The organism is Mesorhizobium atlanticum (genome assembly GCF_003289965.1).
In the GTDB taxonomy this organism is placed as follows: domain Bacteria; phylum Pseudomonadota; class Alphaproteobacteria; order Rhizobiales; family Rhizobiaceae; genus Mesorhizobium; species Mesorhizobium atlanticum.
Window position 1 is genome coordinate 71,804 of sequence record NZ_QMBQ01000001.1, and the last position, 23,070, is coordinate 94,873.

Sequence of the window (23,070 nt, forward strand, 5' to 3'; positions counted from 1 at the left end):
CCTTCTCAGGCCAGCCGCATGCAATGGGGTCGATCAAGGCCGCGAGGGCTGACGGAGCGACCGGCACCCCTACCCTAGCTTTGCCTGTCAGCCCGCTCTTTCAGAAAATGCGCCTCGCGAAGGAGCGCATCCCAGTCGGTCCCGATCGTCTCGATCAGCTCGCCGGCCTGTTCCTGGGTGATGCCGGTTTCCCTTGCCAGGCGCCCTGCAAGCAATTCGAAGACGGCTTGGTCGCTCTCCCCGAGGCTGCCTTCGCGATGTTGCAACGCCTCGAAGATCACTTCGAAGACGCTGTCGACTTCCTCGTCGATCTCGCTGGCCGGGATGCCTTCGCGCCCTGCCGCCTTCATCATCTCGTCGACGAGATCGGCCACCGCTACCGGGTCGTCCGTCAGCACGTTCGGCAGATGCTCCGCCATCCATCTGTCGAAGAAGTCGAGACCGCGCCTGCTCATGTGGCCATAAGCGCGCGGGCAACATTAGGTTCCGCTGATGGGGACTGAGGTCCCATGCGCCGGCGCATTGGTCCATCGCGTGAAACATAGACCCTGCGATCTCATTGGGGCTGTGCTGACGAGCATCAGTCCCTTCATCGTCAGGCTGCCGGATCGCCCGCCATCTGCCCACAGGTGGCGGGCATCTGACGACAAGGCAATCAGCCTCTTCATCGGGCCGGGGATGTTCTCGTGCCTGATGCCGGGCATCCGGAACACGGCGTTGGACAGTATGGAGGCAAGCATGATCACCACGACCTTGGAGAGCAGGGTGGCGGGTTTGCAGGACAGGCTGAGAGCAGCCAAGCTCAGCACGGATGACATGCTGGCCTTCCAAAAGGTCGCGGACGTGCTGGACAATGGCCATGGCGCCATCGACCTCGACGACCTGATCGCGCTGTCGTTTGTGGTGGAGGATGAGGATTGAGGGTGAGCCAAGACGCGGCGAGGCCACCCTACGCTCACGATGCCCGCTAGTATTTTGCTCCGCGACGACCTCGGGCTGGCCCAGAATGCGGAGGTCTCGCATAGCTCCAACGCCGAGCGGTTAGTCCCCTTCGGACAACCCACGCAATGGCATCCATGGGGATGATCTGCTCCCTAGTCCTAGCCGAGTCGATAAACCAGGATCGCGAAACAGCCGCAAGAACGGCATGGCCGTCGATACGCCCTGGTAGCAAACACCAAAGCTTGCCCTGCATTTCCGGAGGTAATCCGTCTGGGGCTGCGAAGCCTTCGAAATCGAATAGGACCGGCTTTGTGCAGTTGAGCCAAACTGCGGGCAGACAACTTTCAGGGCTACGCGTAAGGAACAAGCCATTTGCAAAGGGCACACTGAATAGTTTTCCCCCCGCGAGGAACCGCTTCCGGTCATTCTTTAGGCGCATCCCGTCCACGATCCAGATCATGTTCCGGTAAAAAGTCTCGCGCGCAGTTCTCTCTTGCGCAGGCAAGTGGGAATGCTGGAACTCGATCACTTGGCCATTTCCGGTCATTACATCGGCGACGTGCTTCTCACCTTTTTCATCGTGCTGGATGATTTCCTGCCATTCCGAGGGAAAATGATCCTTCCAGCGGCGGTGCCAGAGAGTTTCTGGTTCCCACCAAGGATCGCAGTTCCTATTGCCCTGATGCGCCCAATGCCAAACGCGTTGTGTTCCGCACTTTGCGATCATCTGTTGTGAGCAAACGAGGCATTGGCCCACCAATGCGGGAGCGGCCTCACTTCGTTCGTTATTCACCAATGCACGCCGCATAACTTTCTCCACAATCGCGGCTGCCCGTTGCAGCCAGCCACCGGTTTCTTGCGAGGAATGTTTCGGCAGCATAGCCAGCCATAAGTTGGCGCTGGTTCTTCTTATCGTCGACGTAAGGGGGCAACCCACTGTCGGTTATCGTGCGACTGTCCTCAATGCCCGGCGTCGCTTCTTCTCAAGGCACGAGGAGGATTGTAGCTGCCGAACTAGGTTGGTCAAGTCTCGGTGTTGCGAGGGTCCACGCGCCAACACATGGACATAGCCGGATACCAGTCCAGCGGCGACACATCGTTCAAATTTGTTATCCCCGTCAGCGAATAACTTTCACGCTAAAGGCCGACTTGATTAAAGCATCTTTTGAGGCTGGAATGGCCAGCGAAAGCGCTTCTCTTAACCCCTTGTTGGCTGCACCTTGAAGGCGCTCATGAAAGAGCGGCAACATTAGCAAGTTGACGTCGCGAAGTACGTTCTTTTGAGTCGCGGCCCATTTTCCAACGCCATCAGCACTCGTCTTCCAAAGGTTCGACTTTTCTATTTCGTTGGTCATTCTGAATTCGCGAGCGGAAGAATGGACAACGTTCGACAGATGACTGTAATGAGACCTTAGCGTCGCTGGTGACTTCAAGGATTCAGGCAGATTACAAATTTCCGGATGTTCCGCAAAGTAGTCGAATAATTCTTTAAACGTTGGGCGATATTTTCCCTGATCCCACTGCCGATATTCCACCGGATGATCCATAAAGAAAAGCGATTGTATTGTATTCTCGATCAAGCTTCTAAGTGACTTCATCGCCGGCCGCCACATGCCGACAGAAATCAAGACAGACGAGGTTAGTCCATCATTCTGCGCTTCCGAAAAGAAGCCCAGGGCTCCAGCTGAAATTTTCTCTTCCAAAACGAATGACCGCCAAGCTTGTAAGGTCGTCAACCGCGAATAGGCGTCGTCTAGTTTCGCGGAGCTACTTCCGATAACTGTCAACAGATTCGCGGTTAGCTTCCCTCCAAGACCATTCCGAAACTGCTGCGCGTTGGCCTTGATCTCCGCATCGGGCATGACAAATCACGGCTTCTTCATCAAAATCGCAAGAGCGCGTGCAAGAGCCGAAGTTTGTTCTGGCTCATCCTCGGCTACATCACTAGCTAGCCTATCACGAATGTCCGGGTTTTCCTGAATGTGCCTTAAAATCTTTCCAAGAATATCACGGACAGCGTCAGCTTTTCTAACCTCTATCGGTATCCTGAAATAATTCGCCAAATCAAGCAGTTCCTGCTTGTTATAACTTGCCATCTGCGCAAGGAGCGCCAAGCCCGTTCCTTTGTCGGCCATATCAGGTCGTTCCATATCCCGGCGTTGCCTTTGTGGACGAGGCGACATAGCGTAAGTTGTAAGATTTGTGAGTTCTTCAAAATCAATATTAGGTCCAGCGCGCAGTACGCGAGAAAGGTGGTTGAGCGCCTTGGCTAATTCATGAGTTTTCATTAGAAGCCTACGTTCTGATCGAGTTCAGCAAATATATAGTTGAACTCAGCTATCGCATCCTTGTCGCCGCTATCATAAATAGATTCGGTCTTCTCCATTGCCGCACTTATTGCTGTGCGATCAGCAATCTTTCCCTGAAGGACCTTGCCATTAAAATTCCCGCGAACGCCGCTTTCAGTCTCCGCCCTGTGCTTTGCCGGCCTTCCGACGCGAGAGATGACTATGCCCGCGTTTATCAAATTGACATCTAGGTCTTCGGATAGAACCTCAATCCGACCGAGGAGCAAACCGATACCAAGAACCGAAAGATAGTCCAGAGAGACCGGCACCATGTAATGCGTGCTAATGGCTAATGCGTTTTGCGTGGGAAGCGTCAGATTCGGCGGACAATCACAGATTACAATATTATAATCACCAAGATGATCCTTCAGTGATTTCTTAAGCTGAAACTCGCGAGCGGTGAGCCCAGCTAGATCAAGATCAACCGTAAAAAGATCAAGGTGCGATGGAATTAAGTCGACATTCTTCCACGCGCTGCTAATAACCACATCGCTGAAATCTTTCACCGCGCCTTGGGCGCTTTTGTGGCGCCGAGCACCAAGAAGATCAGCAACAGTTCCTTTGGTCTTTGTATGATCCTCCCAACCCTCTACACCTATCATGCCGAAACTGGCATTGGCTTGGGGATCTAAATCACACAGCAATACCTTACGTTTTTTTCGACCGCAGTATGCCGCATAGTTGACTGCCAAAGTGGTCTTCCCGACGCCACCCTTCAAATTGATTGACGATAATACGATAGTCATTTGATTCACGCCCGATATCGCGGTTGAGGCAGCCATAGCGCATTGTTTGCGCCGAAGCGAGGGCGTTCGCTGGCACGTCCCGCAAGTCGTTCGGCTTTCGCGAGGCGCGCAGACGTAGTGACGGCCTGCCGCACCACCCCACCCACAAATTTCTCCTCCCCCACGGACACATCTCCCGCCTCGCGCGTTAATGCGCCTATCGTCGACGGGCTGAGTTTCATGGCCTCAGGGCAAGGGTGGGTCGCCGGATCGATCCGCGCCCGTCGCTGGGGTTCGAGCCCGCTCGGGCCGTTGAGGCATGGACGCCAAGCCTTCGCACCACGGTCAACCTGATGCTCGCGGCCGAAGCGCAGATCGTGCTGTATTGCGGGCCGGACTTCGTCCCGCTCTACAACGACGCTGGCACGGTATTCCCTCCAGCGCCTGTTCCTCCTCGCCCTACCCGCCGAGCACCTCCACTTCACTCCCGGCACATGCCCACACCAGCGGAGTGTGCCTGTCTGGCGGACCCACCTATCGACGGGCTCCTTTCCCGCAACAGTTGCACTCTCTCATGGAACCAACCTTCCGTTGGCGCGTAGTCTCGCGGTCGTCCCCAGCACGAGAGGCAAGGTGCCCATGCCCGTCCGCAGGAAACGCAGGAAGCACTCCGGCAGCGATCTTTTGCTGGCGCCGGCGGTGATCGGCATGCGGGTGCCGCTGCTGGTGCTGGACGCGATCAGCCATGCGCCCAACGGGCGGGAGGCGCTGCGGGCGGTGCAGGAGAAGGCGCTTGCGGCGACCGAAGGCCTGTTCGCGGCGCAGGCAAAGACGCTCGAGGCGGCGTTGCGCTTCTGGCCTGACGTCCTTTCCGGCAAAAGCCCATCGCTTTGCGACGGAACGGTGGCGATGGAAGCGGCGGCGGCCGCCATGCTGCCCGCGGCCCAGCAGGTGCGGCGCAATTTCGACCGGCTTTCCAAACGGCGCTGACCGCGCCGCAAGCGTCCGCCGGTGCGGGACGCTCCGGCTCGGCCGCAGGCTAAAGCGCGTCGCGTCTGAACGCCCTCACGCGACGCGCTTTAGGTTGTTGTTTTTATGCATGTCGTTGTCCCAAAACCGCTGCACACTTTTGGGCGACATGCATCAGCCGATCGTTGCGAGGAACCGGTCGGTGAAGCCGGCGAGCGCGTTCCAGTCGGTGAATTCGTGATCCTGCCCTGGGCCTGGATCCTCGCCCTTCATGACGACGAATTTGACGAACTGCTCCTGGAAGTAATCGTATTTGGTGAAGCGCAAGGCGCCGCCCAGCAGAAGCGTCATGCGCGGCTGCCAACCCGTCACGGAGACGAAGCGGTCGACATATTTCTGGGCAGCGGCCTCGTGGCCGTCCAGCGCCGCCGACAGGCTGACCGAAACCAGCGCCGAAGGCTTGCCGCTCAACAGGTCGTGATGCGCGAACACGAAAGTCGTGACGGCTTCCTGATGGTGCTCCTGGTGGACCGACGCGGCAATAATGAAGGCGTCGAAATGCCCGAGCTTCAGATCGGGCGTGAACCTCGCACTGTCCAGCAGCTCGACCTGATGCCTGCGCCCGCGAATGTCGGTCGCCATCCGTTCAGCGATTTTCCTGGTCTGCCCTTCAGTCGTTCCATAGACGATCAAGAGGTTCACGATGTCCCTCCGACAGAGGTTGATGGGGACCATCCGACTTGCCCGGCGCGCCCCAATGCAACGGAGCGCATCATAGCGCATGAAAGGGGCTTCACGCACCGATTTTCGCGCCGGCGCGGATGCCCAGGTTCGTGCCATTTTCGCGGGCCGCAATTCGCGCTGACGCCTGCGCGCCGGCCATCGGCGAGCCGCGTGCGCTCGGCCGGCCGGCGCGGGAGGACTTGGCGGAGCTGCGGCTCGACGCGCATGCAACGTCGCTTCTGCGATCGCGCCATGTCGCGGCGCCGCTACTTTAGCTATCTTGAATATGCGGCGGACCCAGGTTCGCCGGGCCGGCGTCGGGGCGCTGCCCCCTCACGCAACAGGCGCCGGCCACTCAGAAAGCGGCCCCGCGCGCCAGGCGCCGGCTCGGTGTTCGCCGCCAGCGCCGCCTGCGCGGCCGATGCGACGGCGCCCGTCCTGCCCGGGCGCCTTCTGGAGCGTTTCACCGTTTCGGCGAACCGCCCTATCTCTTTGTTTTGAGGCAATTCCGGACGGAAGGCTGCGGCGAAGACGCCGAGCCTAACCGCCTTGCTTGGAATTGCTCTATTCGCGGCTCTCGGCGAGGTCGTTCGCGGTGAGCGGGTTCATGCGCTCCAGCGTCCCGTCCTTCATGACGAACTGGTGCCAAATGGCGATCAGCGCATGGGCGCCGGCCAGCCACAGGATCAGCGTGCCGCCGGTTTCGTGCAGGTCGGCAATCAGGCCCGGCGCGCCCTGCACGGGCGCGGCGAGCGCCGGCAGGTCCAGCCCCAGGAAGGAGACCTGGATGCCCAGGCGCGAGGCGGCATACCAGCCGCTCAGCGGCAGCGCGATGAGGAACAGGTAGAGCACCGTGTGTCCGGCGCGCGCGGCAAGGTCCATCCAGCGGCTCTGCGGGTCCTCGACGCGGGGCGCCGCGCCCAGCCAGCGCGCCAAGAGGCGCGGCACGACCAGCAGCAGAACGGCAAGGCCGAGGGTGAAATGCAGGTAGGGCGGGTCGGCGCGCGCATGGCGCCCGCCCTCGGCAGTGAACCAGGCGGCGACGACCAAAAGGGCCGTAAGCCAGTGGATCGCAATGGTGATCTGTGAATAGCGCCGCATTAGGCATGCTCCGTCTTTTTAGGCTCGCGTGATGCCGAGGCCGGGAACGCCTCGGCGCGCAAACGCCGATATGGTTCCGCGGGCGTCCAGGCAGGCGCCCGCGGTTGCCCCGGTGCGGGGCGCGTTCAGGCGATGTCGGCCGGCGCGGCTTTGCGCTTGCGGCCGGTGATCATCGCGCGAACAAGGTTTTCATTATGGCGAAGGCTTGCCATCGCCACGCCGCCGATATGGACGAGCACCAGCGCGAGCAGGCCGTGCGCGGCGAGGCTGTGCGCGTCCTCCACCCAGGACACGCCGAAATACGCGTCCGTCGTCTGCATCCACCCGGTCACCGCCACCGACACCATCATGGCCATCAGCACGATCACCATCGCGCCGCCAGCCGGGTTATGGCCGATATAGCGGGCCTCGCTGCCCTTGATGATGGCAAGGAGATAGCGCAGCACCGTCGCGGGATCGCGCACGAATTGCGAGAAGCGCGCATAGGGCGTGCCGACGATGCCCCAGACCAGCCGCATGGCGACAAGCGAGGCGGCGGCGTAGCCGGCCCAGTGGTGGATGTTCTCGGCGCTTTGCGGCGTGAACCAGGCGATTGCGAAGCTCAGCACCAGCGCCCAGTGGAAGCCGCGCACGACACGGTCCCAGACGCGCACGACGTCGAGTGACGGGCGCGCGTGGGCCTGTGCCGGCAAGGCTCGATCAGTTTTCGCCGGCTTCGGCATTGTCGAGCTTCTCGAGCGTCTCGGCATTGTAGGCGGTGTTGACCTTCTTGCCGTCCTTGTCGACCGCATAGACCTCGTAGCAGCCTTTCTCGGTCTTGATCTGGCGCACGGTCAGGCCCTCGCCCTTCAACTGCGCCTCGAGCGTCGCCTTGGGCTGGAACTTCGATTTCGCGGCGGTGCTGCAGGTGCCGGCCGCCAGCGCCGGTCCGGCGATCACGCCCGCGAGGGCGGCGATAACGAGAGTGCGATACATGGGATCTCCATCTGGTTGGGAGTGGTATTGCGGCCGAGAGGCCATGACGGCGTTGCGCGCGTCACTGGCGAGGCATAGCGAATCCAACCTGACAACCGACTGACAGAAGTCCCGGAAAAGATGGCGGGCGCGATAGAACCGGGCGACGTGCGCGATAGCGCTGAAAGTCTGGGGCTGATCCGACGGGCTCCTAAACGGCGAGCGTCGGCTCGGTATTCACCTCCAGCGCCGCTTCCGCCTCGTGATCCTCGTCGGGCAGGACCTCGCCGTGCACCGCCAGCGGGCGGCCGATCCAGATCGGGTCGATGAGGTGGTCGCGCTTGGCGTTGGCGGTGTTGGGGTGGATGAGGATGCTCAGGCCGCCATGGTTCAGCATCAGCCACGGAACCAGCGTGGCGAAAAGGCCGGTGGCGAAGGAGACCTGGTACATGGCCTCGTCATGCGGGCCGACCTTCTTGTCGTGCCAGTTGCCCAGGCGCACGCGAAAACGCTCGCCGATGCGCTCGCGCAGCCATTCGGCGTGCCGGCGCTCGGCCGGCCCGGCGAAATAGATATGGGCGTGATAGCTGGCGATCTCCGAAAGCTGTCTCGGATTATCTGGTGTGGCGTCGTTCATGGCGATGCTCCCCTCCCCGATGGTTCCATCCCGTCGTGCTTGCCGGAACTGTAGGCGGTTCTTCGTTTCCTGGAAACGGGTGAAGCGCTCCGTTCAAGCGTCGGCGAGCTTGGCGGGCAATCGCGTACGCTGGCGCTGCCCCCGCTCCGTCCGCTACGCGGCCACCTCTCCCCCATTTCATGGGGGCGAGGAAAGGGCCGCCGCCCGCCGCTCGCGACAATGTGTATGGCAGCTATTTCAGTCTTCGCTTATCAACGGGCAAGCATGCCATCCATGGTTCCCGGACAGCCCCGTCCTGGGAAGACGACGTCTTTGAGAATGAGGCAAGGGATGGAGGGGGAGCGGCGACGGAACGGCCTTTGATGCGCCTGAGGCGCGGCGCCCGGGAACGGGCGGCAAGCCGCGCCGAGGCGGGCAGGTTCCGGCATCATCAAAGCGGGCAAATCGACGCGGACCATCGAGCGGGGCCGGCCGAAACGGCACCCCGCGCAGCATGAACCCGGGCGGTGCCCCGGAAGTCTCGTCGTGGTCTTCGCTTGCCCTCTCCCTTCGATTTTGAGTGCGTTTGAGCGGGGGGTTGGCATGTCGCATCTTCTGTTTCTGCTCGCGCTCGGCTTCGTCGCCTGGCAGTGGTTCGCCAAGGGGCGAAGCAGGGCCAAAGGCGTCCGGCTGGAAGGCAGGCGGCCGGAGGGCCGCCGGCGCGCCGCGCCGCGGGCCGTGTCCTCGGACGACGCCGACGACGACACCGAAGGCGACGAGGTTGTCGATGTCGCCAAGGCGGTTTCGGGCTTCCTCGGCGAGAAGGGATTCCTCGGCGAAAAAGGCCTGCTCGGTGACGCCCTGCTCGGCGAGACAGGGCGGGAGCTGCTCGGCCAGGCCGTCAGCCGCGCCTTGCAGGAGTCCGGCGTCGCCACCGAGATCGAGCGCAGGGCGTCCGAGGCGCTGAAGCCGCTCAGGCAGGCGGCCAGGCAGGCCTCGAAGAAGGCGGCCGCGCAGGCACAGGGCAAGCAACGGACCAAATACCTGCTCGACGGCGACAATGGCTTCCGGCAGCGGACGGACCGCACCGCGCGGCTCGAACAATCCTTCAGGGGCAAGGGCCTCTGCTCGCCGCGTTAGCGCGGCTGACATTCCGAATCGTCTTTCCGCTCCAACCATCTGTTCTGCATCGTAAATCCATGAGGCACGCGGGGCGTGTCCAACCAAGCGAGGGAGAGTTCAAATGGCAATCACCAGGCAGGTCATCACATCGCTGCAGCGCGACGGCACGGATGCGCTGGGCACCAGGACGGTGGCGATGAAGATCGTCGACGAGAGCATCGTCTCGGGCTCGCTGCTCACCGTCGAGAGCAATCATTTCTGCATCCTGAAGTCGCGCGGCGCGGTGCTCAACGTCTACGAGACCGGGCAATACGCGCTGCAGACGCCGGACAAGCCGCTGGTGGGCTCGGTGGTGCAAGGCTTCTTCGGCGGCTCGTCGCCCTGGGTCTACGAGGTCATCTACATCAACCGCTCGAAACTCCTGGTGCGCAACGAGGGCGTGGCGACCAGCGCGGAGATGGCGGAGATGTCCTATGTGGTCGACTATTACATCCACATCGACAGCAAGGAAGAGGCGCTCGACCTCATCACCCACATGCCCTTCGCCGGGGCCGTGATCGACACCAAGGAGATCGCCGACTATGCCGGCCCGGCGATCGAACAGGCGATCAACCAGATCATCCAGGTCACCAAGATGGAGAACGTCAACGAGCGCATCAGCGACGTGCGCGAGGCGGTGAAGGCGCATCTCACCGATTTCCTGAAGGTCTACGGCATCATGCTCAACGACCTCAAGGTGCTGATCATGCCGCGCGACGAGCGCATGCGCGAATTGATCTCGCTGCAGGCGATCGGCCTCAGCCCCATCGAGGCGGTGCGCTATTACCTGGCGCTGCGCATGGCGGACAAGGGCCTGGTCTCGGCGCCCAATGCCGCCGCCGGCGTGCCGTTCCAGATCGGCGGCCAGCCCACCGGCTTCTATCCACTGGGCGACGAAGTGGGCGCGACGCGATGAGCCGCTTCTACGAGGCCGGGCCGCTGGCGCAGGTCGGGATCAACCTGTTCTACGGCTATGGCTACAATTTCTACCGGCTGGAAAACCAGCTCCGGGCCGACGACCAGCGGGTGCGCCAGATGGCGTGCTCGCTGCTCAGCCGGGCGCGGGCTGGGCTCGACGCGGCCGAGAGCCGCTACCGGCGCGAGAACATCGCGCCGCCCACCAGGGCCAATCCCTTCCCCGATCCGGCGGTTGTCGCCAACGCCCAGGCGCTGGAGCGGCTGGGCCGCGAGGTGGGCGGGCTGGAAGGGCTGATCCGCCACCAGCCGGTGCCGGAGAACGACCGCATGGCCCAGCGCTACCGGCTGGAAGCCGCGACGCTTGCCACGCTGGCCGAAAAGGACGCGGTGCTGGTCGGCCAGGCGGAGCTGCTGCGCTCTCTCCTCGAGGGCGCGGCCGGCGAGGCGATACTCGCCAACAAAGGCGAGATCGAGACCGGCATCGCCGCCATCGCGACCACATTGCGCGACCGGCAGACGTTCCTGCTGTGAGGATCCGAACCGGGCGGGGCGCGGGCTTCTGACAGGCAAAAGCTCCGGCGCCTCGAAGGATCGCATAGGGCAGCGCTGCCCCCGCTCCGTCTCGGCTTCGCCGAGCCACCTCTCCCCCGCGCTGCGGGGGCGAGGAACCCAAGCTTGCGAAGGTCGCGGCCAAGGCGATTGACATTTCCTCGCCCTCGGCGACTGGCGTTTCCTCGCCCCCGTGAAATGGGGGAGAGGTGGCTCGGCGCGCAGCGCCGAGACGGAGCGGGGGAGCGCCATCCGCGGTTGCGCACCACCTCGGAGCGCCCTATCCCTTACCGCCGCTCGCCCCACTCCCCCACAGCGCCCGCTGGATCAAGCCGCGCTTCTTCTTCCTCGACACCAGCTCGACATCGCTCACCAGCTTCGCCCCGCCCTCACGCCGCTCCAGCGTGATCTTGCGCGTATGAAACGCTTCCAGCTCGGCGCGGTGGGCGACGCTGATGATGGTGACTCTGGGCAGTTCCTTCATCACCGTTTGCATCATTGTGTCCTGGCTCTTCTCGTCCAGCGCCGAGGTCGCCTCGTCGAGCACCACGATGTCGGGCGCGTGCAGCAGAAGGCGGGCGAAGGCGAGGCGCTGCTTTTCGCCGCCCGACAGCGTCTGGTCCCACGGCGCCTCCTCCTCCAGCCGTTCGTTCAGATAGCCAAGGCCGACCTTGTCGAGCGCGGCATTGATCTCCTTCACCGTCCAATTGTCGGCGGCGGCGGGATAGGCGGCGGCGCGGCGCAGCGTGCCGGATGGGATATAGGGCCGCTGCGGCAGCATGAAAAGGCGCTTGCCCGGGTGGAAATCGACGCTGCCGCTGCCCCAGGGCCAGAGGCCGGCAATGGCGCGCACCAGCGTCGACTTGCCGGTGCCGGATTCGCCCGAGACCAGCACGCGCTCGCCGGGCTGGATCTCCACCTCGGTTTCCTTCACCACCGAGGTGCCGTCGTCGAGCGTCACCGAAAGATTTCTGAGGCTGAGCATGGCGCCGTCCCCGGTCTCGCCGCGCTGGATGCGGCCCAGCCGGTCGTTCTCTTCGGCCCGCTCCAGCCCGTCCAGCGACATCATCAGCGAGGCGATGCGGCGGGCCGAGGCGTTCCAGTCGGCAAGCCGGGGATAATTGTCGACCAGCCAGCCGAACGCGCCTTGCACGAGGGCGAAAGCGGAGGCCGCCTGCATGACCTGTCCAAGGCTCATCGAGCCGTCGAGGAATTTCGGCGCGCATAGAAGCACCGGCACGACCGGCGCGAACAGGCTGGAGCCCTGCGAGACGAGCGTGGTGCGCATGTGCTGGCCGGTGAGCCGCGCCCAGCGGCCGAGTACGGCGGCGAAGGAGCGGTCGATGCCGGCGTTCTCCTCCTCCTCGCCGCCCAGCAGCGCGATGCTCTCGCCGTTTTCGCGCACGCGCGTCAGCACGTAGCGGAACTCGGCTTCCGTCTGGTTCTTCTGCTCTGAAAGCTCGACGAAATGGCGGCCGATGAAGAACATCGAGGTCGAGGTGATGGCGGCATAGATGACGGCGGTGACGACGAGGAAGCCGGGCACGGTGATGACCGAGCCGCCCAGCGAAAAGCTCAGCGCGCCGCCGATGGTCCACAGGACGACGATGAAGGTCGAGGCCGACAGGAAGGCGTTGAGCACGCCGGCGATGAAATCGACGGGCGATTCCGTGGCGATGCGCAGGTCCTCGGTCAGGCGCGCCTCGGGATTGGCATGGTCGCCCTTGACGAGGTTGAGCTGGTAGTAGCGCCCGCCGGCCAGCCAGCGCTGGATGACAGCCGTGGTCAGCCAGGAGCGCCAGCGCCGCTGCATGGTCATGCGGATGTAGACCTGCGCGACCACCAGGCTGATGCTGCCGGCGACCAGCGGCAGGAAGATGGCGCTCAACCAGTAGACGATGTGGGCGTCGCGCTGCTCGATGGCGTCGAAGATCGCGCGGTTCCAGCGGTTGATGCCATACTGAAAACCGACATTGACGCAGATGAGCGTGAGCAGCCCGATCGTCAGTGGCCAGGCGAGCCTGTCGCCGCGCAAACCCCAATAGCCGCGCCCGCTGATCCAGAAGCGCCGCAGAAGATACTTCTTGCGCGCCCGCTTGGCCTCTTCGGGCGAAAGCTGAGGGCCGGGCTCGGCGGCCTCGGGCGGCGGCGATCCGGCATGACCGATGGCCTCGGGCGCCGCGTCGGCAGGTGGCTTTTCCTGCGCTGCCTCGGGCGCGGCCGCGCGCGGCTTGGGCGGCTTGTCCTGCCGCGGATTCGGCTTGCCTACCCGCTTCTGTGAGGGCGCTTGGCGCACCGCACGCAAAGTGGCGGCGTCTGCGGGCTTCCGTTTGGCTCTGGCCTTGGGCATCGCGCGACAACGGCCCAAAAATCAAAAGGTTTCATGCAGGCCGCCCGGGGCAATCACGGAGGTTGTTCCCCCGCTCCGTCCCGGCTTCGAGTCACTGCCTTGGCGGGGGCGAGGGACCGCATGCATTCTCCAACGCAGTGCTGGTCGACCCCCACTCCGTCTCGGCTTCGCCGAGCCACCTCTCCCCCGATCGACGGGGTAGAGGAAAGGGCGTCAAGCTTTTTGCCGTCAACGCTCGTCCCGGCAACGCTCGTCCAGCAACGCTCCCTTCCTTTCCCTCCGGAGGGGGGAAAGGTGGCGCTGCGAAGCAGCGACGGATTGGGGGAACCACCTGGCAATCAAGCCTCACGTCGATCAGTCACGCCAGTCACAGAAGATGTGTGCATGCCGTAGACGATTGTGGGGAGAGGTGGCTCGGCGCGCAGCGCCGAGACGGAGCGGGGGAGCGCCCCATGCGATTGCGCACGACATCGGAGCGCTTCCCACCACTCGGGCGATCCACGTCGCGGCTACCCTGCCCTTTCGCCGCCGCTTGCCAGCCGAACTACGAAGAATGCCTGCGCAGGCAAGTCACGCTGCGGTGCCGCTGCGGGGATTGCGCCGCGGCTCGAAAATAACCTCAGCGCCCGCGGCGTCGAAGGCGAGCGCGTCGCGCATCGGGAGTGCCGCCGAAAACAGATAGCCTTGCGCGATCATGCAGCCCAGGGAGCGCAGGATCATGCGGTCGGCGTCGGTCTCGACGCCCTCGGCCATCACCTCGATGCCGAGCGTGCGGCCAAGGCCGATCACCGCCTCGACCACGGCCTGGTCCTCAACCGATTTCGCCAGGTCGCGCACGAAATCCTTGTCGATCTTGATCTTGCGGATGCGGCTGTCCTTCAGCGACACCAGCGTCGAGAAGCCGGTGCCGAAATCGTCGAGAACGATCGATATGCCGGCATCCGCAAGGTGGCCGACCTTCTCGTCGACCCGGGCGCGGTCGACCGGCGCCTCCTCGGTGATCTCGATCTCCAGCATTGCGGCCGGCACGTTCTTCGCCTTCAGGCCATCGAGGATCATGTCGTCGACATTGCCGGCCTCGAGCTCGCGCGGCGACAGGTTCATCGCGACGCGAACATCGGAGCGCCCCTGCCGCATCAGCTCGCCGATCATGGCGCAGCAATTCAAGAACACGGTCTCGGTCAGAAGCGAAAGAAGGCCGGTCTCGCGCGCGGCGGTGACGATCTCGGGCGGCGAGATGGCGCCGTGGACCTCGTGGTGCCAGCGCAGCAGCGCCTCGAAGCCGACGACCGCGCCGGTGTCGAGCCGCACCAAGGGCTGGTACCAGGAGCAGAGCGCGCCCGACTCGATCGCGCCGCGCAGATCGCGCTCGATGCGGTTCTTGCGTTCCAGCGCGCAGTCGAGCGCGGCGTCGAAGAGGCAGTATTCGTTCCTGCCGCCGCGCTTGGCCGCGTAGAGCGCGAAGTCCGCCTTGAGCAGCATCTCCGTCAATCGCGGCTTTTCCGCCTGATAGATGCCGATCGAGGCGCCGACGCGCACCGAATTCAGCTCCGTGTCCGGATTGGCGATGGCCGCGATGATGGTGGATGCAAGCTCGCCGGCCGGCCGCGAGGATCTGCCGGCGGAAAAAAGCAGCACGAACTCGTCGCCGCCGATACGCGCGATCGTCGCGCCTTCCGGCGCGTGGTCCTCGATCCCGCGCGCCACCTTGACCAGCAGGCCGTCGCCGATGTTGTGGCCGTAGGTGTCGTTGACGGATTTGAAGCCGTCGAGGTCGATCAGCATGGCCACGAACGGGCCGTCGGAAGGACCGATCTCTCGGATCGCCTGTTCCAGCCCGTAGCGGTTGAGCAAATTCGTCAGCGGATCGCGCCTGGAGTTGCGTTCCATCTCGGCGGCGAACTCGCGCGCCTCGTATTTGAGGCGGCTGGTCTCGCGGAAGCGGGATTGTCCGATCAGCGCGCTCCTGACCATGCCGGCGAAAAACATCGCGATGGTGAAGGCAAGCACGTAATTCGCGACGCCGCCATGCGCCAGCACGCAGCCGGCGGCGATGAGAAGCGGCAAGGTGACGAAGTTGATCGAGGCCGGCGCATAGGAGGTGCCGTAGGTGACCGACCCGGCCGAAGCGCCAGCCAGCACGATCAGGTAGAGCGGCGCCTCAGCCGATGCGTATCCGTCGCTGAGCAGCGCCAGAAACGACCAGGCGATGCCCGAGGCGAGCGCCAGCAGGCCATAGAGCGAAAGCCGGGCGCGGACCGCCTGGGGCCGCTCGTCGGTCGCGCCGGACTGGGCGAGCGCCAGCACCAGGCGCGCGCCGTTGATCAGGGCGACCGCGGCAAACCACATCACCGCGGCAAGGCCGCCGCCGGAGATCAGCTGCACCACCAGGATCAGCGCCGAGAGCACCGTGCCGACGGGCATCGAGATGAAGACGCATTTGCTCAGATCGCCAAGCTGGTCGCGCAGGATGCCGGCTTCCACGGCTTCGCTCTGCCCCTCCGAAGAGGGACCCGCAGCCAGCCGCTCATCATGCTTCGCCATGCTTAACGTGGTTAGGCGAGCGGGATGAAAATCGTGTTAAGGATTTCAGCGGTTTACGGTGCATTTTCCCGGTGGGCCACAGGAATTTGTCCGCATGGCCCGGCGTAGGCAGAATCGCAGCGTGTTTGTATGAGCCACGCTCAAGCGGAGTTGGAAGATCATGACCCTCACCAATCGCGACATCGTCGAGCTCACCGAATGGCGCCGCAAGCTGCATCGGCAGCCGGAGATTTCCAACGAGGAGGAGAAGACGGCGAAGGAAGTGGTCGCCTTCCTCGCCGATACCGGGCCGGACAAGGTGCTGACGGGGCTCGGCGGGCACGGCGTGGCGGCGGTCTATGACAGCGGCAAGGCCGGGCCGACGGTGCTGTTCCGCTCCGAGCTCGACGCGCTGCCGATCGAGGAGCTTTCGGGCGTCGAGCATTCATCACAGGTGCCGGGCAAGTCGCATATGTGCGGCCATGACGGGCACAGCGCGATCCTGGCCTCGCTTGGCCGCCAGTTCGGCCGAGAGCGGCCGGCGCGGGGCCGCGTCGTGCTGATGTTCCAGCCGGCGGAAGAGACCGGCAATGGCGCGGCCGGCGTCGTCGCCGATCCGCGCTTTGCCGAGATCGCGCCGGACTTCGCCTTCTCGCTGCACAATCTGCCCGGCGTGGCGTTCGGCGAGGTGCGGCTCAAGGCCGGCACCGTCAACTGCGCCTCGCGCGGCATGCGCATCGTGCTCGAGGGCAAGACCGCGCATTCCTCGATGCCGGAAACCGGCATCTCGCCGATGCCGGCGATGAGCGAGCTGATGCCGGCGCTGCCCGCGCTCGGGCGCGGCACTTTCGCCGACGACGATTTCAGCATGGTGACCGTCACCCATTGTTCCATGGGCGAAGCCGTGTTCGGCATCGCCCCTGGCTATGCGGAAGTTTGGGCGACGCTGCGCACCAGGCGCGACGAGCGCATGGCCGAACTCGTCGCCGCCGCGGAGGCGCTTGCCGCGAAGATCGCGGACAAGCACGGCCTCTCGGTGCGCTTCGACTATCACGAGATCTTCGTCGCCAGCGTCAACGCGCCGGACGCGGTCGAGCATCTCGCCCGCGCGCTCGACGAGGAAGGCGTTGCCCGCAGCGAGGCGGCGCTGCCGATGCGCGCCTCGGAGGATTTCGGCATTTTCGGCCACAGCGCCAAATCGGCGATGTTCTTCCTCGGCGCGGGCGAGCGCCATCCATCGCTGCACAATCCCGACTATGACTTCCCCGACGATCTGATCCCGATCGGCTCGCGTATCTTCATGCGCGCGGCGCGCAATTTGCTGGGGTGAGCGCCAAAGCAGCCAAGGAGCGGCCACCGCGCATCGAAAGCTCGCATTACGGGCAATTTGTCGTTATATTCAGCTTATGACCAAAGCGCAGATCAAACAGGAAGCAACAGGCAAATGGGCGGTGCGTGATTCACGCAGCGGTCGCTTCGTGGAGGTGCGCGGCGCAGACTCCTTGAAGGCGTCGCAATTGCCGCTGAAGAAAGGCTTGGATCTTACAAAGCCGATAGCAGAGCAAGCACTCAAAGACGACTCGCACAAGGTCCGTAAACCCACCGTCAAGAACTGACGTTTGCCAGGCGCCCTGCTCGACACCCATACACTTTATTGGCTGGTGACGGCAGCCGGCACGCTTTCCGAAGAAGCCCTTGTCGCGATTGCCGATGGCCAATCCTCCGGAACGCTTTACGTGTCACCGATCACGGCATGGGAATTGACGATCGCGTCCCGCAAGCCGGCGCATAAGGACCCGCCGAATCTCGGCACGGGAACCCCGTCGAAGTGGTTCTCGGCGGCGGTGGCTGCCACAGGAGCGAAGATTGTCCCCATCAAGCAGCGTATTGCCTGCGAGGCAGCAGCTGTAATAGCCGATACCGGCCACAAGGACCCAGGTGATTGTTATCTGATCGCGACGGCGCGCGTGAGAAGGGTCCCGATCATCACGCGCGACGCACTCATGTTCAGCCTCGCCTCACCCAACTACCTAGAGGTGATTGCCTGCTAGAGCCAGCAAGAAGCGCGATGGATGTTGTTGCGCCAGCCACACTAGGTCCAGTTTCAGCATCGTCGCAGCCGCTATCAACACGAACAAGGCGATCACGGCAGCGCGCCGGCGGGATGATCATGGCCTATCTGACCAGCGCGGGCCGCCATGCCGCCTGATCGCGACTTCTTCGCTCGTGACGCGCTGGTAGTCGCCCGGGCGCTGATCGGCGCCACGCTTGCGCTCTCCGGTGTCGGCGGCATCATCGTCGAGACCGAGGCCTACCGGCCCGACGATCCCGCCTCGCATGCCTATCGCGGCCGCACGCCGCGCAACGCGCCGATGTATGGCGCGCCCGGCACGGCCTATGTGTATCGTTCCTACGGGCTGCACTGGTGCCTGAACGCGGTATGCCTGCCGGGCAGCGCCGTGCTGATCCGCGCGATCCAGCCGCAATCCGGCATCGCCGAGATGCGCGGCCGGCGCGGCGTGGATGACGAGCGGCTGCTCTGCTCCGGTCCCGGCAAGCTCTGCCAGGCGCTGGGCATCGACGGCTCGCACAATCGGCTGCCGCTCACCGCGCCGCCTTTCGAGTTCTCCCCATCGCGGACCGATCCGGCCGCGATCGTCAGCGGCCGCCGGATCGGCCTGACCAAGGCGGTGGAATTCGAGTGGCGGTTCGGGCTTGGCGGGTCGGCCTATCTCAGCCGGAAATTGTGAGCGGCGCCATATCCGTTCCTCCCCCATCATGGATCGTTCGCGGCGGGCGCGCGTTTCGGGACAGGCATCGGAGGAACAGACAATGGCGAATGACAAATACGAACGCATCCAACGCCGCGCCTATGAAATCTGGCAACGCAGCGGCGAAGCGGATGGCCAACGCGAGGAACACTGGCATCAGGCTCGCGAAGAAATCGAGCGCGAGGACAAGGGGCTGGGCGAGCAGCCCGGCGCCGCGTTGCCCGGAGCGGTGACGATACCGGCCGGCCAGCCGGACCCGCTGGCAGCCGAGGCACTGGCACGCAAGGCAACGAGCAACCGGCCCGAGGGGCCCGCAGACGATCCGGCACCGACGAAGCGCAGCCGGCGCAAAGGCTGAGGCCGGTCATATTCATCAATCTCGAACAGGCCGTGGACGAGACGCTTCTTGCCATGGGCAAGCCTTGTAAGCCGGTCACCTCATGCCAGCCCTGGTTCTAGACCTCGCGGCTGTCGAAAATGAAGATCTGAACGCCTGACTCATCGGGCGCGTAAAGCCGGCGATCCGCCCCGGCCGCCTTTCCCTCCGGGCTGGCGAAGCCCTTTTTCATCGCGTCGAGATCGTCGAAATGCAGCGTCCCGATGAGGTAGACGTCGGACGGTCCGGCCAGCACCGTGATCGGCCCCTGGCTGACCTCGTATTTCTTCAGGCCCGGAATCTTCTTGGCCAGGGGTATATGCGTCTCGAAATAGTGCCTGTCGAACGCCTGAGCGTCGGCCGGCTGCTTGTAGATGACGATCATTCCAGCCATGGCGGCTCTCCTTCTTCGCGGTGGACCAACCAAGGACGAAGCCGCGGGTGGAAACGGAACGAGGCGTTGAAGAAATTTCGGGAGCGCGGAGGGACGATGATAGGCGACAGGTCCGCTCCACCTGCCTTGTTGCCGCCGGTAGGCGGCTCGCAACTTCATCAAAATGCACAAGACGCTGAAGATGACCCTCGCGATGGCCGCTGACGTGCCCATGACCCTCTGGTCTATGGATGACCTTTGCGAGAAGATGGACACCGTTGCACCGAAGCCGGGCAAGCGTCGTCCCTATAAAAGCGAAATGCCGAGTGATGGCGGCGCTCAGGCACAAAGCGCTGATCAATTCGACCTAAGTCAGTATATTAGCTTTCTCTAAATTGCTATAGTCAAATGCCTATAGGCAAGTGCGAGGGGGCTAATAACATGGGAGAGTGGCGGGGGCGAATAGTCTTGGTTTGTCTTATTTTGGCCGGCAACGCCAGCGCTCATAGCTGGTACTCGGGCAAAACCGACCCTGTTCTGCGCCTCAAATGTTGCGGCGATCACGATTGCCACCCAGTCGCGTCAGGCGATGTCAGATCGACTAGGCAGGGCTATTACGTCAGGCAACCTCAACCCTACTCTCGGAATGATCCCGCTACCGGCGAATGGTTCATTCCTTGGGACCGCGTGCAGGCAGCGCCTGACGACCAGTATCATATCTGCGAAACCCTCTATCCGACGTTCCGCGTTGGCAGATACAGGATGCGGTGGACCTGCTTCTTTGCGCCGCGAACCACGGGTTCAATTTCAAACTGAGACACTACTTGCCGCCATCTCGCTTGTGCGAAGAAGCATTCTGTGGTCTTTCCGGCCTAAATTAGCGAGGACTCAAGGATGAGAATTGCGATGATCGCCGCGCTCTGCGCGGGTGTGGCTGGATGCGTGTCCTCTCCGGCCGACTACGGCGCCTCGCTGTCGCAGCAGGATCCGAAATGGGCATCGCCAGGATGCCAGCAGGCCCGCGCCGCCGCAGCTGACTATGCGCAGCGCGAGAAGGACCATCCCGGCTGGGGGTTCGGTGTGCTGCTTGGGCCGTACAGCATGGGGATGGTCGCGGCGGTGAAGGAGCATGAGAAGCAGCAGCGGCGGCTGCTCGCCCGCCAGATGCATCTGCAGTGCTCAAGCCAGAAGCTGCCGAAGGAACTGGATTTCGATCCGGCAATCTATGCGCCGAAGAAGGAGCATTATCCGTAGGGGACACCGCGTTGCGGTTCAGGCCGCCAACTTGCTCCACGCTGCCAACAACGGTCCGTCGCTGCCATAGATCGGGTCCTTATCGGGACGGCGGACCTCCGGGATCGTGCGCAGCGCCTCGGCATGCTGCTCCGGGCTCCGGCACAGATCGTATGTGCCGAAGGGCGGATAGGCGCCCACCACGAGCAGATCCGCGGAGGCGGACAGGCGTTGATGGCCCGTGCCGGCCGGCAGAACCACCACGTCGCCCGCCTTGACTTCGAGAACCTTGCCCTTGCCGCCGCCGAAGCGCACCTCGGCGGAGCCGCGCGCGATGCCCAGAACCTCATGAATGCGCGAGTGATAATGGACGAAGCCGTAGATGCCGTCGCGCCAGCTGTCGCCCCAGCCATTCGCGCTGAAAATATCCTCCAAGACGGCGGCCGGATCGACGTCGTCCGGCAGCGGCACCGCGCCGGGATAGACAAGCATGGGCCAGCGCGGATGATTGGGCACCAGCCCGTCATCGGCGAAGCGAAAGGAGAGAGGCTCCTGCTTTTCGACCAGTTGCGCCATCCTTGCCACTCCTGCAACCTGCATCACCGGGTCTAACGGTTTCCCGCGCGTTTTGCTCCGGTCAGCCTAGGAGGTCACGATGACCGCGTTTTCGACAATCGGCTTTCTTGCCCCAGCGCTGCTTTCGGCCTTTGTCGCTGCCGCCGGCGTCGCGCCGGCGCCGGCTGCCGCGGTGCAGGATCTTTACAGCTTCTGCCGCCAGGTGAAGAACGACGACACCGTCCGCCCCTATTCGCATGAGCTTTACAGCGGCACGGTCAAGGCGTTCAAAAAACTGTTTCCCGACGCGAAGAGCGCGCCGCAGGAGCAGGAGCTGCAGACGCAGGCCAACTACCGCTGCATGAACGGCAAGGTGCTGGCCTGCTTCGTCGGCGCCAACCTGCCCTGCGCCAAGATGAACGCCGCGCGCGACAATCCGGGCGCCGACGAATTCTGCAAGACCAACCCGAATGACGACGTCGTGCCGGCCTTCGCGACAGGCCATGACGCTGTCTATTCCTACAAATGCGCAAGCGGCAAGGCGGTGGTGAACGGCTCGGCGTGGGCGCTGGACGAGCGCGGATTTGCCAAGAAGCTGTGGGCCGAGGTGCCACGGCGCTGAAGCTGGCTGGCTTCCGGCCACCAGCAGAAACGGCGGAGCGGCGGCGGCTCGCCGCCTACACTCTCCGTACGGCGGATGACTTGCGCCGAAGCAGGAGCGCGATGGCCAAGGCCGGAACCGCAGCAGCAGCGACAGCGAGGAAGACGAATTGCAGCCCTGCCGACGCGGCGACCAGACCGAGCACCGGACTGCCGAAGCCGAGCGCCACATCGAGGAAGACTGTGTAGAGCCCCATGGCAAGGCCGCGGCTGCCTGACGGAAGATGGCTCACGGCCTCGGCGCCGAGACCGGGATAGACAAGCGAATATCCGAGACCCGTCAGGCCTGCGCCTAGGGTGGCAACCAGCGGTCCGGGCGCCGACCAGATCAACAACAGGCCCACCCCTTCGACGGCCACGAAGATTGCGGCGACTCGAGCGCCTCCAAGCCTGTCGGGCAACTGGCCGAAACAGAGCCGCGCCGCGATCAGCGATGCCGCGTAGGCCGTGAACGGAAGCCAGACGGGATGCCAGCCGCGCTCGGAAAAGAGCAGTGCCGCGAAGGACAGGATCGCGCCATAGCCGAGGCTGCTGAGAGCCGCCCCCACGCCGGGAAGCCAGACGGCTTGCGCGACGCTCGTCCAGGATTGCCGAGCCGTTGCGCCAGCCGGCCCGACACCGTGCATCGGCAGCGTGGCGAGGAGCGTTGCAAACGGCAGGACGATGGTGGCGAAGGCAATCGCGGCGAAACCTCCGGCCGTATAGAGCGCGGACCCGACGGGCGCCCCGAGCGCCAGAGCGGCGAACATCGCGGTGCCGACCCAGGCGATGACCTTGCCGGAGTGCTGCCCGCCGGCCAGCGCCAATCCCCAGGCCACACCACCCGTGATGATGAAGCTTTCCGCCGCACCCAGCACGGCCCGGCCAACGAACAGCATGGCCGCCGACGCCGCTGGCCGATCGAGCAATGCGAGCGATCCGAGATAGATGAACCCGGCCAGGGCGGCGGCGATCAGGCCGACGACGACCGCCCGCTTGCCGCCGCGCGCATCGGCGTAGTTTCCGGCGCCGATCCGTGACAAAAGCGAGGCTACGAACTGGCTGCCCGTCACCAGCCCAACGGCGAAGGGTCCGAAGCCCAGCCCCTGGTGAAGATGCAGCGGCAGGGCCGGCAGCGCCAGGCCGATCAGCAGGAATCCGGCGAAAACCGCCGCCATGATCGGCAGCAGACCCGCCATGGCTGCGCTTGCATTCCGCGCCGTGTCCATCGCGACCATCGCCAG

28 protein-coding genes are annotated in these 23,070 nt (G+C 63.8%); 13 read left to right on the forward strand and 15 right to left on the reverse strand.

Features of this window, described 5'->3' with window-relative positions:
• Positions 1-74 precede the first annotated feature (74 nt).
• A complete protein-coding gene (locus tag DPM35_RS32725; RefSeq protein ID WP_245431382.1) occupies positions 75-455 on the reverse strand; it encodes a DUF768 domain-containing protein in 381 nt (126 codons plus the stop codon).
• Positions 456-738: 283 nt separating this feature from the next.
• Here DPM35_RS32725 and DPM35_RS00425 point away from each other — a divergent pair, with 283 nt between their 5' ends.
• The gene (locus tag DPM35_RS00425; RefSeq protein ID WP_245431383.1) at positions 739-921 is read left to right on the forward strand and encodes a hypothetical protein; all 183 of its coding nucleotides are present in this window, start codon (positions 739-741) and stop codon (positions 919-921) included.
• Positions 922-967: 46 nt separating this feature from the next.
• Here DPM35_RS00425 and DPM35_RS00430 read toward each other — a convergent pair whose 3' ends face one another.
• The 4 genes from DPM35_RS00430 to DPM35_RS00445 all read right to left on the reverse strand — a co-directional run bounded on the left by DPM35_RS00430 (position 968) and on the right by DPM35_RS00445 (position 4,072).
• Positions 968-1,822 carry a competence protein CoiA gene (locus DPM35_RS00430; RefSeq protein ID WP_342633658.1) on the reverse strand — a complete coding sequence of 285 codons (855 nt, stop codon included), beginning with the start codon at positions 1,820-1,822 and terminating at the stop codon, positions 968-970.
• A gap of 238 nt (positions 1,823-2,060) precedes the next feature.
• Positions 2,061-2,804 (reverse strand): hypothetical protein, encoded by a 744-nt coding sequence (locus DPM35_RS00435; protein WP_112125388.1) that lies wholly within the window; start codon positions 2,802-2,804, stop codon positions 2,061-2,063.
• Positions 2,805-2,810: 6 nt separating this feature from the next.
• On the reverse strand, positions 2,811-3,230 hold the full coding sequence (locus tag DPM35_RS32115; RefSeq protein WP_146767897.1) for a hypothetical protein: 420 nt from the start codon (positions 3,228-3,230) through the stop codon (positions 2,811-2,813).
• Positions 3,230-4,072, reverse strand: coding sequence for a ParA family protein (locus tag DPM35_RS00445; RefSeq protein ID WP_112125390.1), 843 nt, complete (start codon positions 4,070-4,072; stop codon positions 3,230-3,232). Before DPM35_RS00445 ends, DPM35_RS32115 begins: the two co-directional genes overlap by 1 nt.
• A 582-nt stretch (positions 4,073-4,654) precedes the next feature.
• Between DPM35_RS00445 and DPM35_RS00450 the strand changes: the two genes are divergently transcribed.
• Positions 4,655-5,005, forward strand: a complete 351-nt coding sequence (locus tag DPM35_RS00450; RefSeq protein ID WP_112125391.1) for a hypothetical protein — start codon at positions 4,655-4,657, stop codon at positions 5,003-5,005.
• 153 nt (positions 5,006-5,158) lie between these two features.
• On the opposite strand, the gene DPM35_RS00455 is transcribed toward DPM35_RS00450, so the two are convergent.
• The 5 genes from DPM35_RS00455 to DPM35_RS00475 all read right to left on the reverse strand — a co-directional run bounded on the left by DPM35_RS00455 (position 5,159) and on the right by DPM35_RS00475 (position 8,399).
• Positions 5,159-5,686 (reverse strand): flavodoxin domain-containing protein, encoded by a 528-nt coding sequence (locus tag DPM35_RS00455; protein WP_112126178.1) that lies wholly within the window; start codon positions 5,684-5,686, stop codon positions 5,159-5,161.
• A gap of 585 nt (positions 5,687-6,271) precedes the next feature.
• Complete coding sequence (locus DPM35_RS00460) at positions 6,272-6,808, reverse strand: cytochrome b (RefSeq protein WP_112125392.1); 537 nt, start codon at positions 6,806-6,808, stop codon at positions 6,272-6,274.
• 125 nt (positions 6,809-6,933) lie between these two features.
• Positions 6,934-7,500: a cytochrome b/b6 domain-containing protein gene (locus tag DPM35_RS00465; protein ID WP_245431384.1), complete on the reverse strand. Its 567-nt coding sequence runs from the start codon at positions 7,498-7,500 to the stop codon at positions 6,934-6,936.
• A 7-nt stretch (positions 7,501-7,507) separates the two neighbouring features.
• Positions 7,508-7,783: a PepSY domain-containing protein gene (locus DPM35_RS00470; protein ID WP_127874993.1), complete on the reverse strand. Its 276-nt coding sequence runs from the start codon at positions 7,781-7,783 to the stop codon at positions 7,508-7,510.
• Positions 7,784-7,973: 190 nt separating this feature from the next.
• Positions 7,974-8,399, reverse strand: coding sequence for a DOPA 4,5-dioxygenase family protein (locus DPM35_RS00475; protein ID WP_112125395.1), 426 nt, complete (start codon positions 8,397-8,399; stop codon positions 7,974-7,976).
• Positions 8,400-8,981: 582 nt separating this feature from the next.
• On the opposite strand from DPM35_RS00475, the gene DPM35_RS00480 reads away from it, so the two are divergent.
• The 3 genes from DPM35_RS00480 to DPM35_RS00490 all read left to right on the forward strand — a co-directional run bounded on the left by DPM35_RS00480 (position 8,982) and on the right by DPM35_RS00490 (position 10,988).
• Positions 8,982-9,518 (forward strand): hypothetical protein, encoded by a 537-nt coding sequence (locus DPM35_RS00480; RefSeq protein WP_112125396.1) that lies wholly within the window; start codon positions 8,982-8,984, stop codon positions 9,516-9,518.
• Between the two features lie 103 nt (positions 9,519-9,621).
• A complete protein-coding gene (locus DPM35_RS00485) occupies positions 9,622-10,455 on the forward strand; it encodes an SPFH domain-containing protein (protein ID WP_112125397.1) in 834 nt (277 codons plus the stop codon).
• Positions 10,452-10,988 carry a hypothetical protein gene (locus tag DPM35_RS00490; RefSeq protein WP_112125398.1) on the forward strand — a complete coding sequence of 179 codons (537 nt, stop codon included), beginning with the start codon at positions 10,452-10,454 and terminating at the stop codon, positions 10,986-10,988. The genes DPM35_RS00485 and DPM35_RS00490 overlap by 4 nt, the downstream gene beginning before the upstream one ends.
• A gap of 298 nt (positions 10,989-11,286) precedes the next feature.
• On the opposite strand, the gene DPM35_RS00495 is transcribed toward DPM35_RS00490, so the two are convergent.
• Entirely contained in the window at positions 11,287-13,356 is a 2,070-nt protein-coding gene (locus DPM35_RS00495; protein ID WP_112125399.1) for an ABC transporter ATP-binding protein/permease, read from the reverse strand.
• Between the two features lie 570 nt (positions 13,357-13,926).
• Positions 13,927-15,900: a putative bifunctional diguanylate cyclase/phosphodiesterase gene (locus DPM35_RS00500; RefSeq protein ID WP_112125400.1), complete on the reverse strand. Its 1,974-nt coding sequence runs from the start codon at positions 15,898-15,900 to the stop codon at positions 13,927-13,929.
• A 160-nt stretch (positions 15,901-16,060) separates the two neighbouring features.
• Between DPM35_RS00500 and DPM35_RS00505 the strand changes: the two genes are divergently transcribed.
• From DPM35_RS00505 to DPM35_RS00525, 5 genes are all read left to right on the forward strand, one after another.
• Positions 16,061-17,209: an amidohydrolase gene (locus tag DPM35_RS00505; protein WP_112125401.1), complete on the forward strand. Its 1,149-nt coding sequence runs from the start codon at positions 16,061-16,063 to the stop codon at positions 17,207-17,209.
• A gap of 76 nt (positions 17,210-17,285) precedes the next feature.
• The gene (locus DPM35_RS00510) at positions 17,286-17,495 is read left to right on the forward strand and encodes a fascin domain-containing protein (protein ID WP_112125402.1); all 210 of its coding nucleotides are present in this window, start codon (positions 17,286-17,288) and stop codon (positions 17,493-17,495) included.
• Positions 17,496-17,498: 3 nt separating this feature from the next.
• Positions 17,499-17,930, forward strand: a complete 432-nt coding sequence (locus DPM35_RS00515) for a type II toxin-antitoxin system VapC family toxin (protein ID WP_112125403.1) — start codon at positions 17,499-17,501, stop codon at positions 17,928-17,930.
• 147 nt (positions 17,931-18,077) lie between these two features.
• A complete protein-coding gene (locus DPM35_RS00520) occupies positions 18,078-18,629 on the forward strand; it encodes a DNA-3-methyladenine glycosylase (RefSeq protein WP_112125404.1) in 552 nt (183 codons plus the stop codon).
• A gap of 82 nt (positions 18,630-18,711) precedes the next feature.
• On the forward strand, positions 18,712-19,008 hold the full coding sequence (locus DPM35_RS00525; protein ID WP_112126179.1) for a DUF2934 domain-containing protein: 297 nt from the start codon (positions 18,712-18,714) through the stop codon (positions 19,006-19,008).
• Between the two features lie 97 nt (positions 19,009-19,105).
• On the opposite strand, the gene DPM35_RS00530 is transcribed toward DPM35_RS00525, so the two are convergent.
• Positions 19,106-19,420 (reverse strand): EthD family reductase, encoded by a 315-nt coding sequence (locus DPM35_RS00530; protein WP_112125405.1) that lies wholly within the window; start codon positions 19,418-19,420, stop codon positions 19,106-19,108.
• 163 nt (positions 19,421-19,583) lie between these two features.
• On the opposite strand from DPM35_RS00530, the gene DPM35_RS00535 reads away from it, so the two are divergent.
• Positions 19,584-19,793, forward strand: coding sequence for a hypothetical protein (locus DPM35_RS00535; RefSeq protein ID WP_112125406.1), 210 nt, complete (start codon positions 19,584-19,586; stop codon positions 19,791-19,793).
• A gap of 512 nt (positions 19,794-20,305) precedes the next feature.
• Positions 20,306-20,653: a hypothetical protein gene (locus DPM35_RS00540; RefSeq protein ID WP_425373328.1), complete on the forward strand. Its 348-nt coding sequence runs from the start codon at positions 20,306-20,308 to the stop codon at positions 20,651-20,653.
• Between the two features lie 18 nt (positions 20,654-20,671).
• Here DPM35_RS00540 and DPM35_RS00545 read toward each other — a convergent pair whose 3' ends face one another.
• Positions 20,672-21,208 carry a cupin gene (locus tag DPM35_RS00545; protein WP_112125408.1) on the reverse strand — a complete coding sequence of 179 codons (537 nt, stop codon included), beginning with the start codon at positions 21,206-21,208 and terminating at the stop codon, positions 20,672-20,674.
• A gap of 79 nt (positions 21,209-21,287) precedes the next feature.
• On the opposite strand from DPM35_RS00545, the gene DPM35_RS00550 reads away from it, so the two are divergent.
• A complete protein-coding gene (locus DPM35_RS00550; protein WP_112125409.1) occupies positions 21,288-21,809 on the forward strand; it encodes a hypothetical protein in 522 nt (173 codons plus the stop codon).
• Positions 21,810-21,864: 55 nt separating this feature from the next.
• On the opposite strand, the gene DPM35_RS00555 is transcribed toward DPM35_RS00550, so the two are convergent.
• Positions 21,865-23,064 carry an arabinose transporter gene (locus DPM35_RS00555; protein ID WP_112125410.1) on the reverse strand — a complete coding sequence of 400 codons (1,200 nt, stop codon included), beginning with the start codon at positions 23,062-23,064 and terminating at the stop codon, positions 21,865-21,867.
• Positions 23,065-23,070: the final 6 nt, after the last annotated feature.

Coding starts and splice junctions, on each gene's coding strand:
- DPM35_RS32725 (WP_245431382.1), bottom strand. CDS start 455: ATGAGCAGGCGCGGTCTCGACTTCTTCGACAGATGGATGGCGGAGCAT.
- DPM35_RS00425 (WP_245431383.1), top strand. CDS start 739: ATGATCACCACGACCTTGGAGAGCAGGGTGGCGGGTTTGCAGGACAGG.
- DPM35_RS00430 (WP_342633658.1), bottom strand. CDS start 1,822: ATGCTGCCGAAACATTCCTCGCAAGAAACCGGTGGCTGGCTGCAACGG.
- DPM35_RS00435 (WP_112125388.1), bottom strand. CDS start 2,804: ATGCCCGATGCGGAGATCAAGGCCAACGCGCAGCAGTTTCGGAATGGT.
- DPM35_RS32115 (WP_146767897.1), bottom strand. CDS start 3,230: ATGAAAACTCATGAATTAGCCAAGGCGCTCAACCACCTTTCTCGCGTA.
- DPM35_RS00445 (WP_112125390.1), bottom strand. CDS start 4,072: ATGGCTGCCTCAACCGCGATATCGGGCGTGAATCAAATGACTATCGTA.
- DPM35_RS00450 (WP_112125391.1), top strand. CDS start 4,655: ATGCCCGTCCGCAGGAAACGCAGGAAGCACTCCGGCAGCGATCTTTTG.
- DPM35_RS00460 (WP_112125392.1), bottom strand. CDS start 6,808: ATGCGGCGCTATTCACAGATCACCATTGCGATCCACTGGCTTACGGCC.
- DPM35_RS00470 (WP_127874993.1), bottom strand. CDS start 7,783: ATGTATCGCACTCTCGTTATCGCCGCCCTCGCGGGCGTGATCGCCGGA.
- DPM35_RS00475 (WP_112125395.1), bottom strand. CDS start 8,399: ATGAACGACGCCACACCAGATAATCCGAGACAGCTTTCGGAGATCGCC.
- DPM35_RS00480 (WP_112125396.1), top strand. CDS start 8,982: ATGTCGCATCTTCTGTTTCTGCTCGCGCTCGGCTTCGTCGCCTGGCAG.
- DPM35_RS00485 (WP_112125397.1), top strand. CDS start 9,622: ATGGCAATCACCAGGCAGGTCATCACATCGCTGCAGCGCGACGGCACG.
- DPM35_RS00490 (WP_112125398.1), top strand. CDS start 10,452: ATGAGCCGCTTCTACGAGGCCGGGCCGCTGGCGCAGGTCGGGATCAAC.
- DPM35_RS00495 (WP_112125399.1), bottom strand. CDS start 13,356: ATGCCCAAGGCCAGAGCCAAACGGAAGCCCGCAGACGCCGCCACTTTG.
- DPM35_RS00500 (WP_112125400.1), bottom strand. CDS start 15,900: ATGGCGAAGCATGATGAGCGGCTGGCTGCGGGTCCCTCTTCGGAGGGG.
- DPM35_RS00505 (WP_112125401.1), top strand. CDS start 16,061: ATGACCCTCACCAATCGCGACATCGTCGAGCTCACCGAATGGCGCCGC.
- DPM35_RS00510 (WP_112125402.1), top strand. CDS start 17,286: ATGACCAAAGCGCAGATCAAACAGGAAGCAACAGGCAAATGGGCGGTG.
- DPM35_RS00520 (WP_112125404.1), top strand. CDS start 18,078: ATGCCGCCTGATCGCGACTTCTTCGCTCGTGACGCGCTGGTAGTCGCC.
- DPM35_RS00525 (WP_112126179.1), top strand. CDS start 18,712: ATGGCGAATGACAAATACGAACGCATCCAACGCCGCGCCTATGAAATC.
- DPM35_RS00530 (WP_112125405.1), bottom strand. CDS start 19,420: ATGGCTGGAATGATCGTCATCTACAAGCAGCCGGCCGACGCTCAGGCG.
- DPM35_RS00535 (WP_112125406.1), top strand. CDS start 19,584: ATGCACAAGACGCTGAAGATGACCCTCGCGATGGCCGCTGACGTGCCC.
- DPM35_RS00540 (WP_425373328.1), top strand. CDS start 20,306: ATGATCGCCGCGCTCTGCGCGGGTGTGGCTGGATGCGTGTCCTCTCCG.
- DPM35_RS00545 (WP_112125408.1), bottom strand. CDS start 21,208: ATGGCGCAACTGGTCGAAAAGCAGGAGCCTCTCTCCTTTCGCTTCGCC.
- DPM35_RS00550 (WP_112125409.1), top strand. CDS start 21,288: ATGACCGCGTTTTCGACAATCGGCTTTCTTGCCCCAGCGCTGCTTTCG.
- DPM35_RS00555 (WP_112125410.1), bottom strand. CDS start 23,064: ATGGTCGCGATGGACACGGCGCGGAATGCAAGCGCAGCCATGGCGGGT.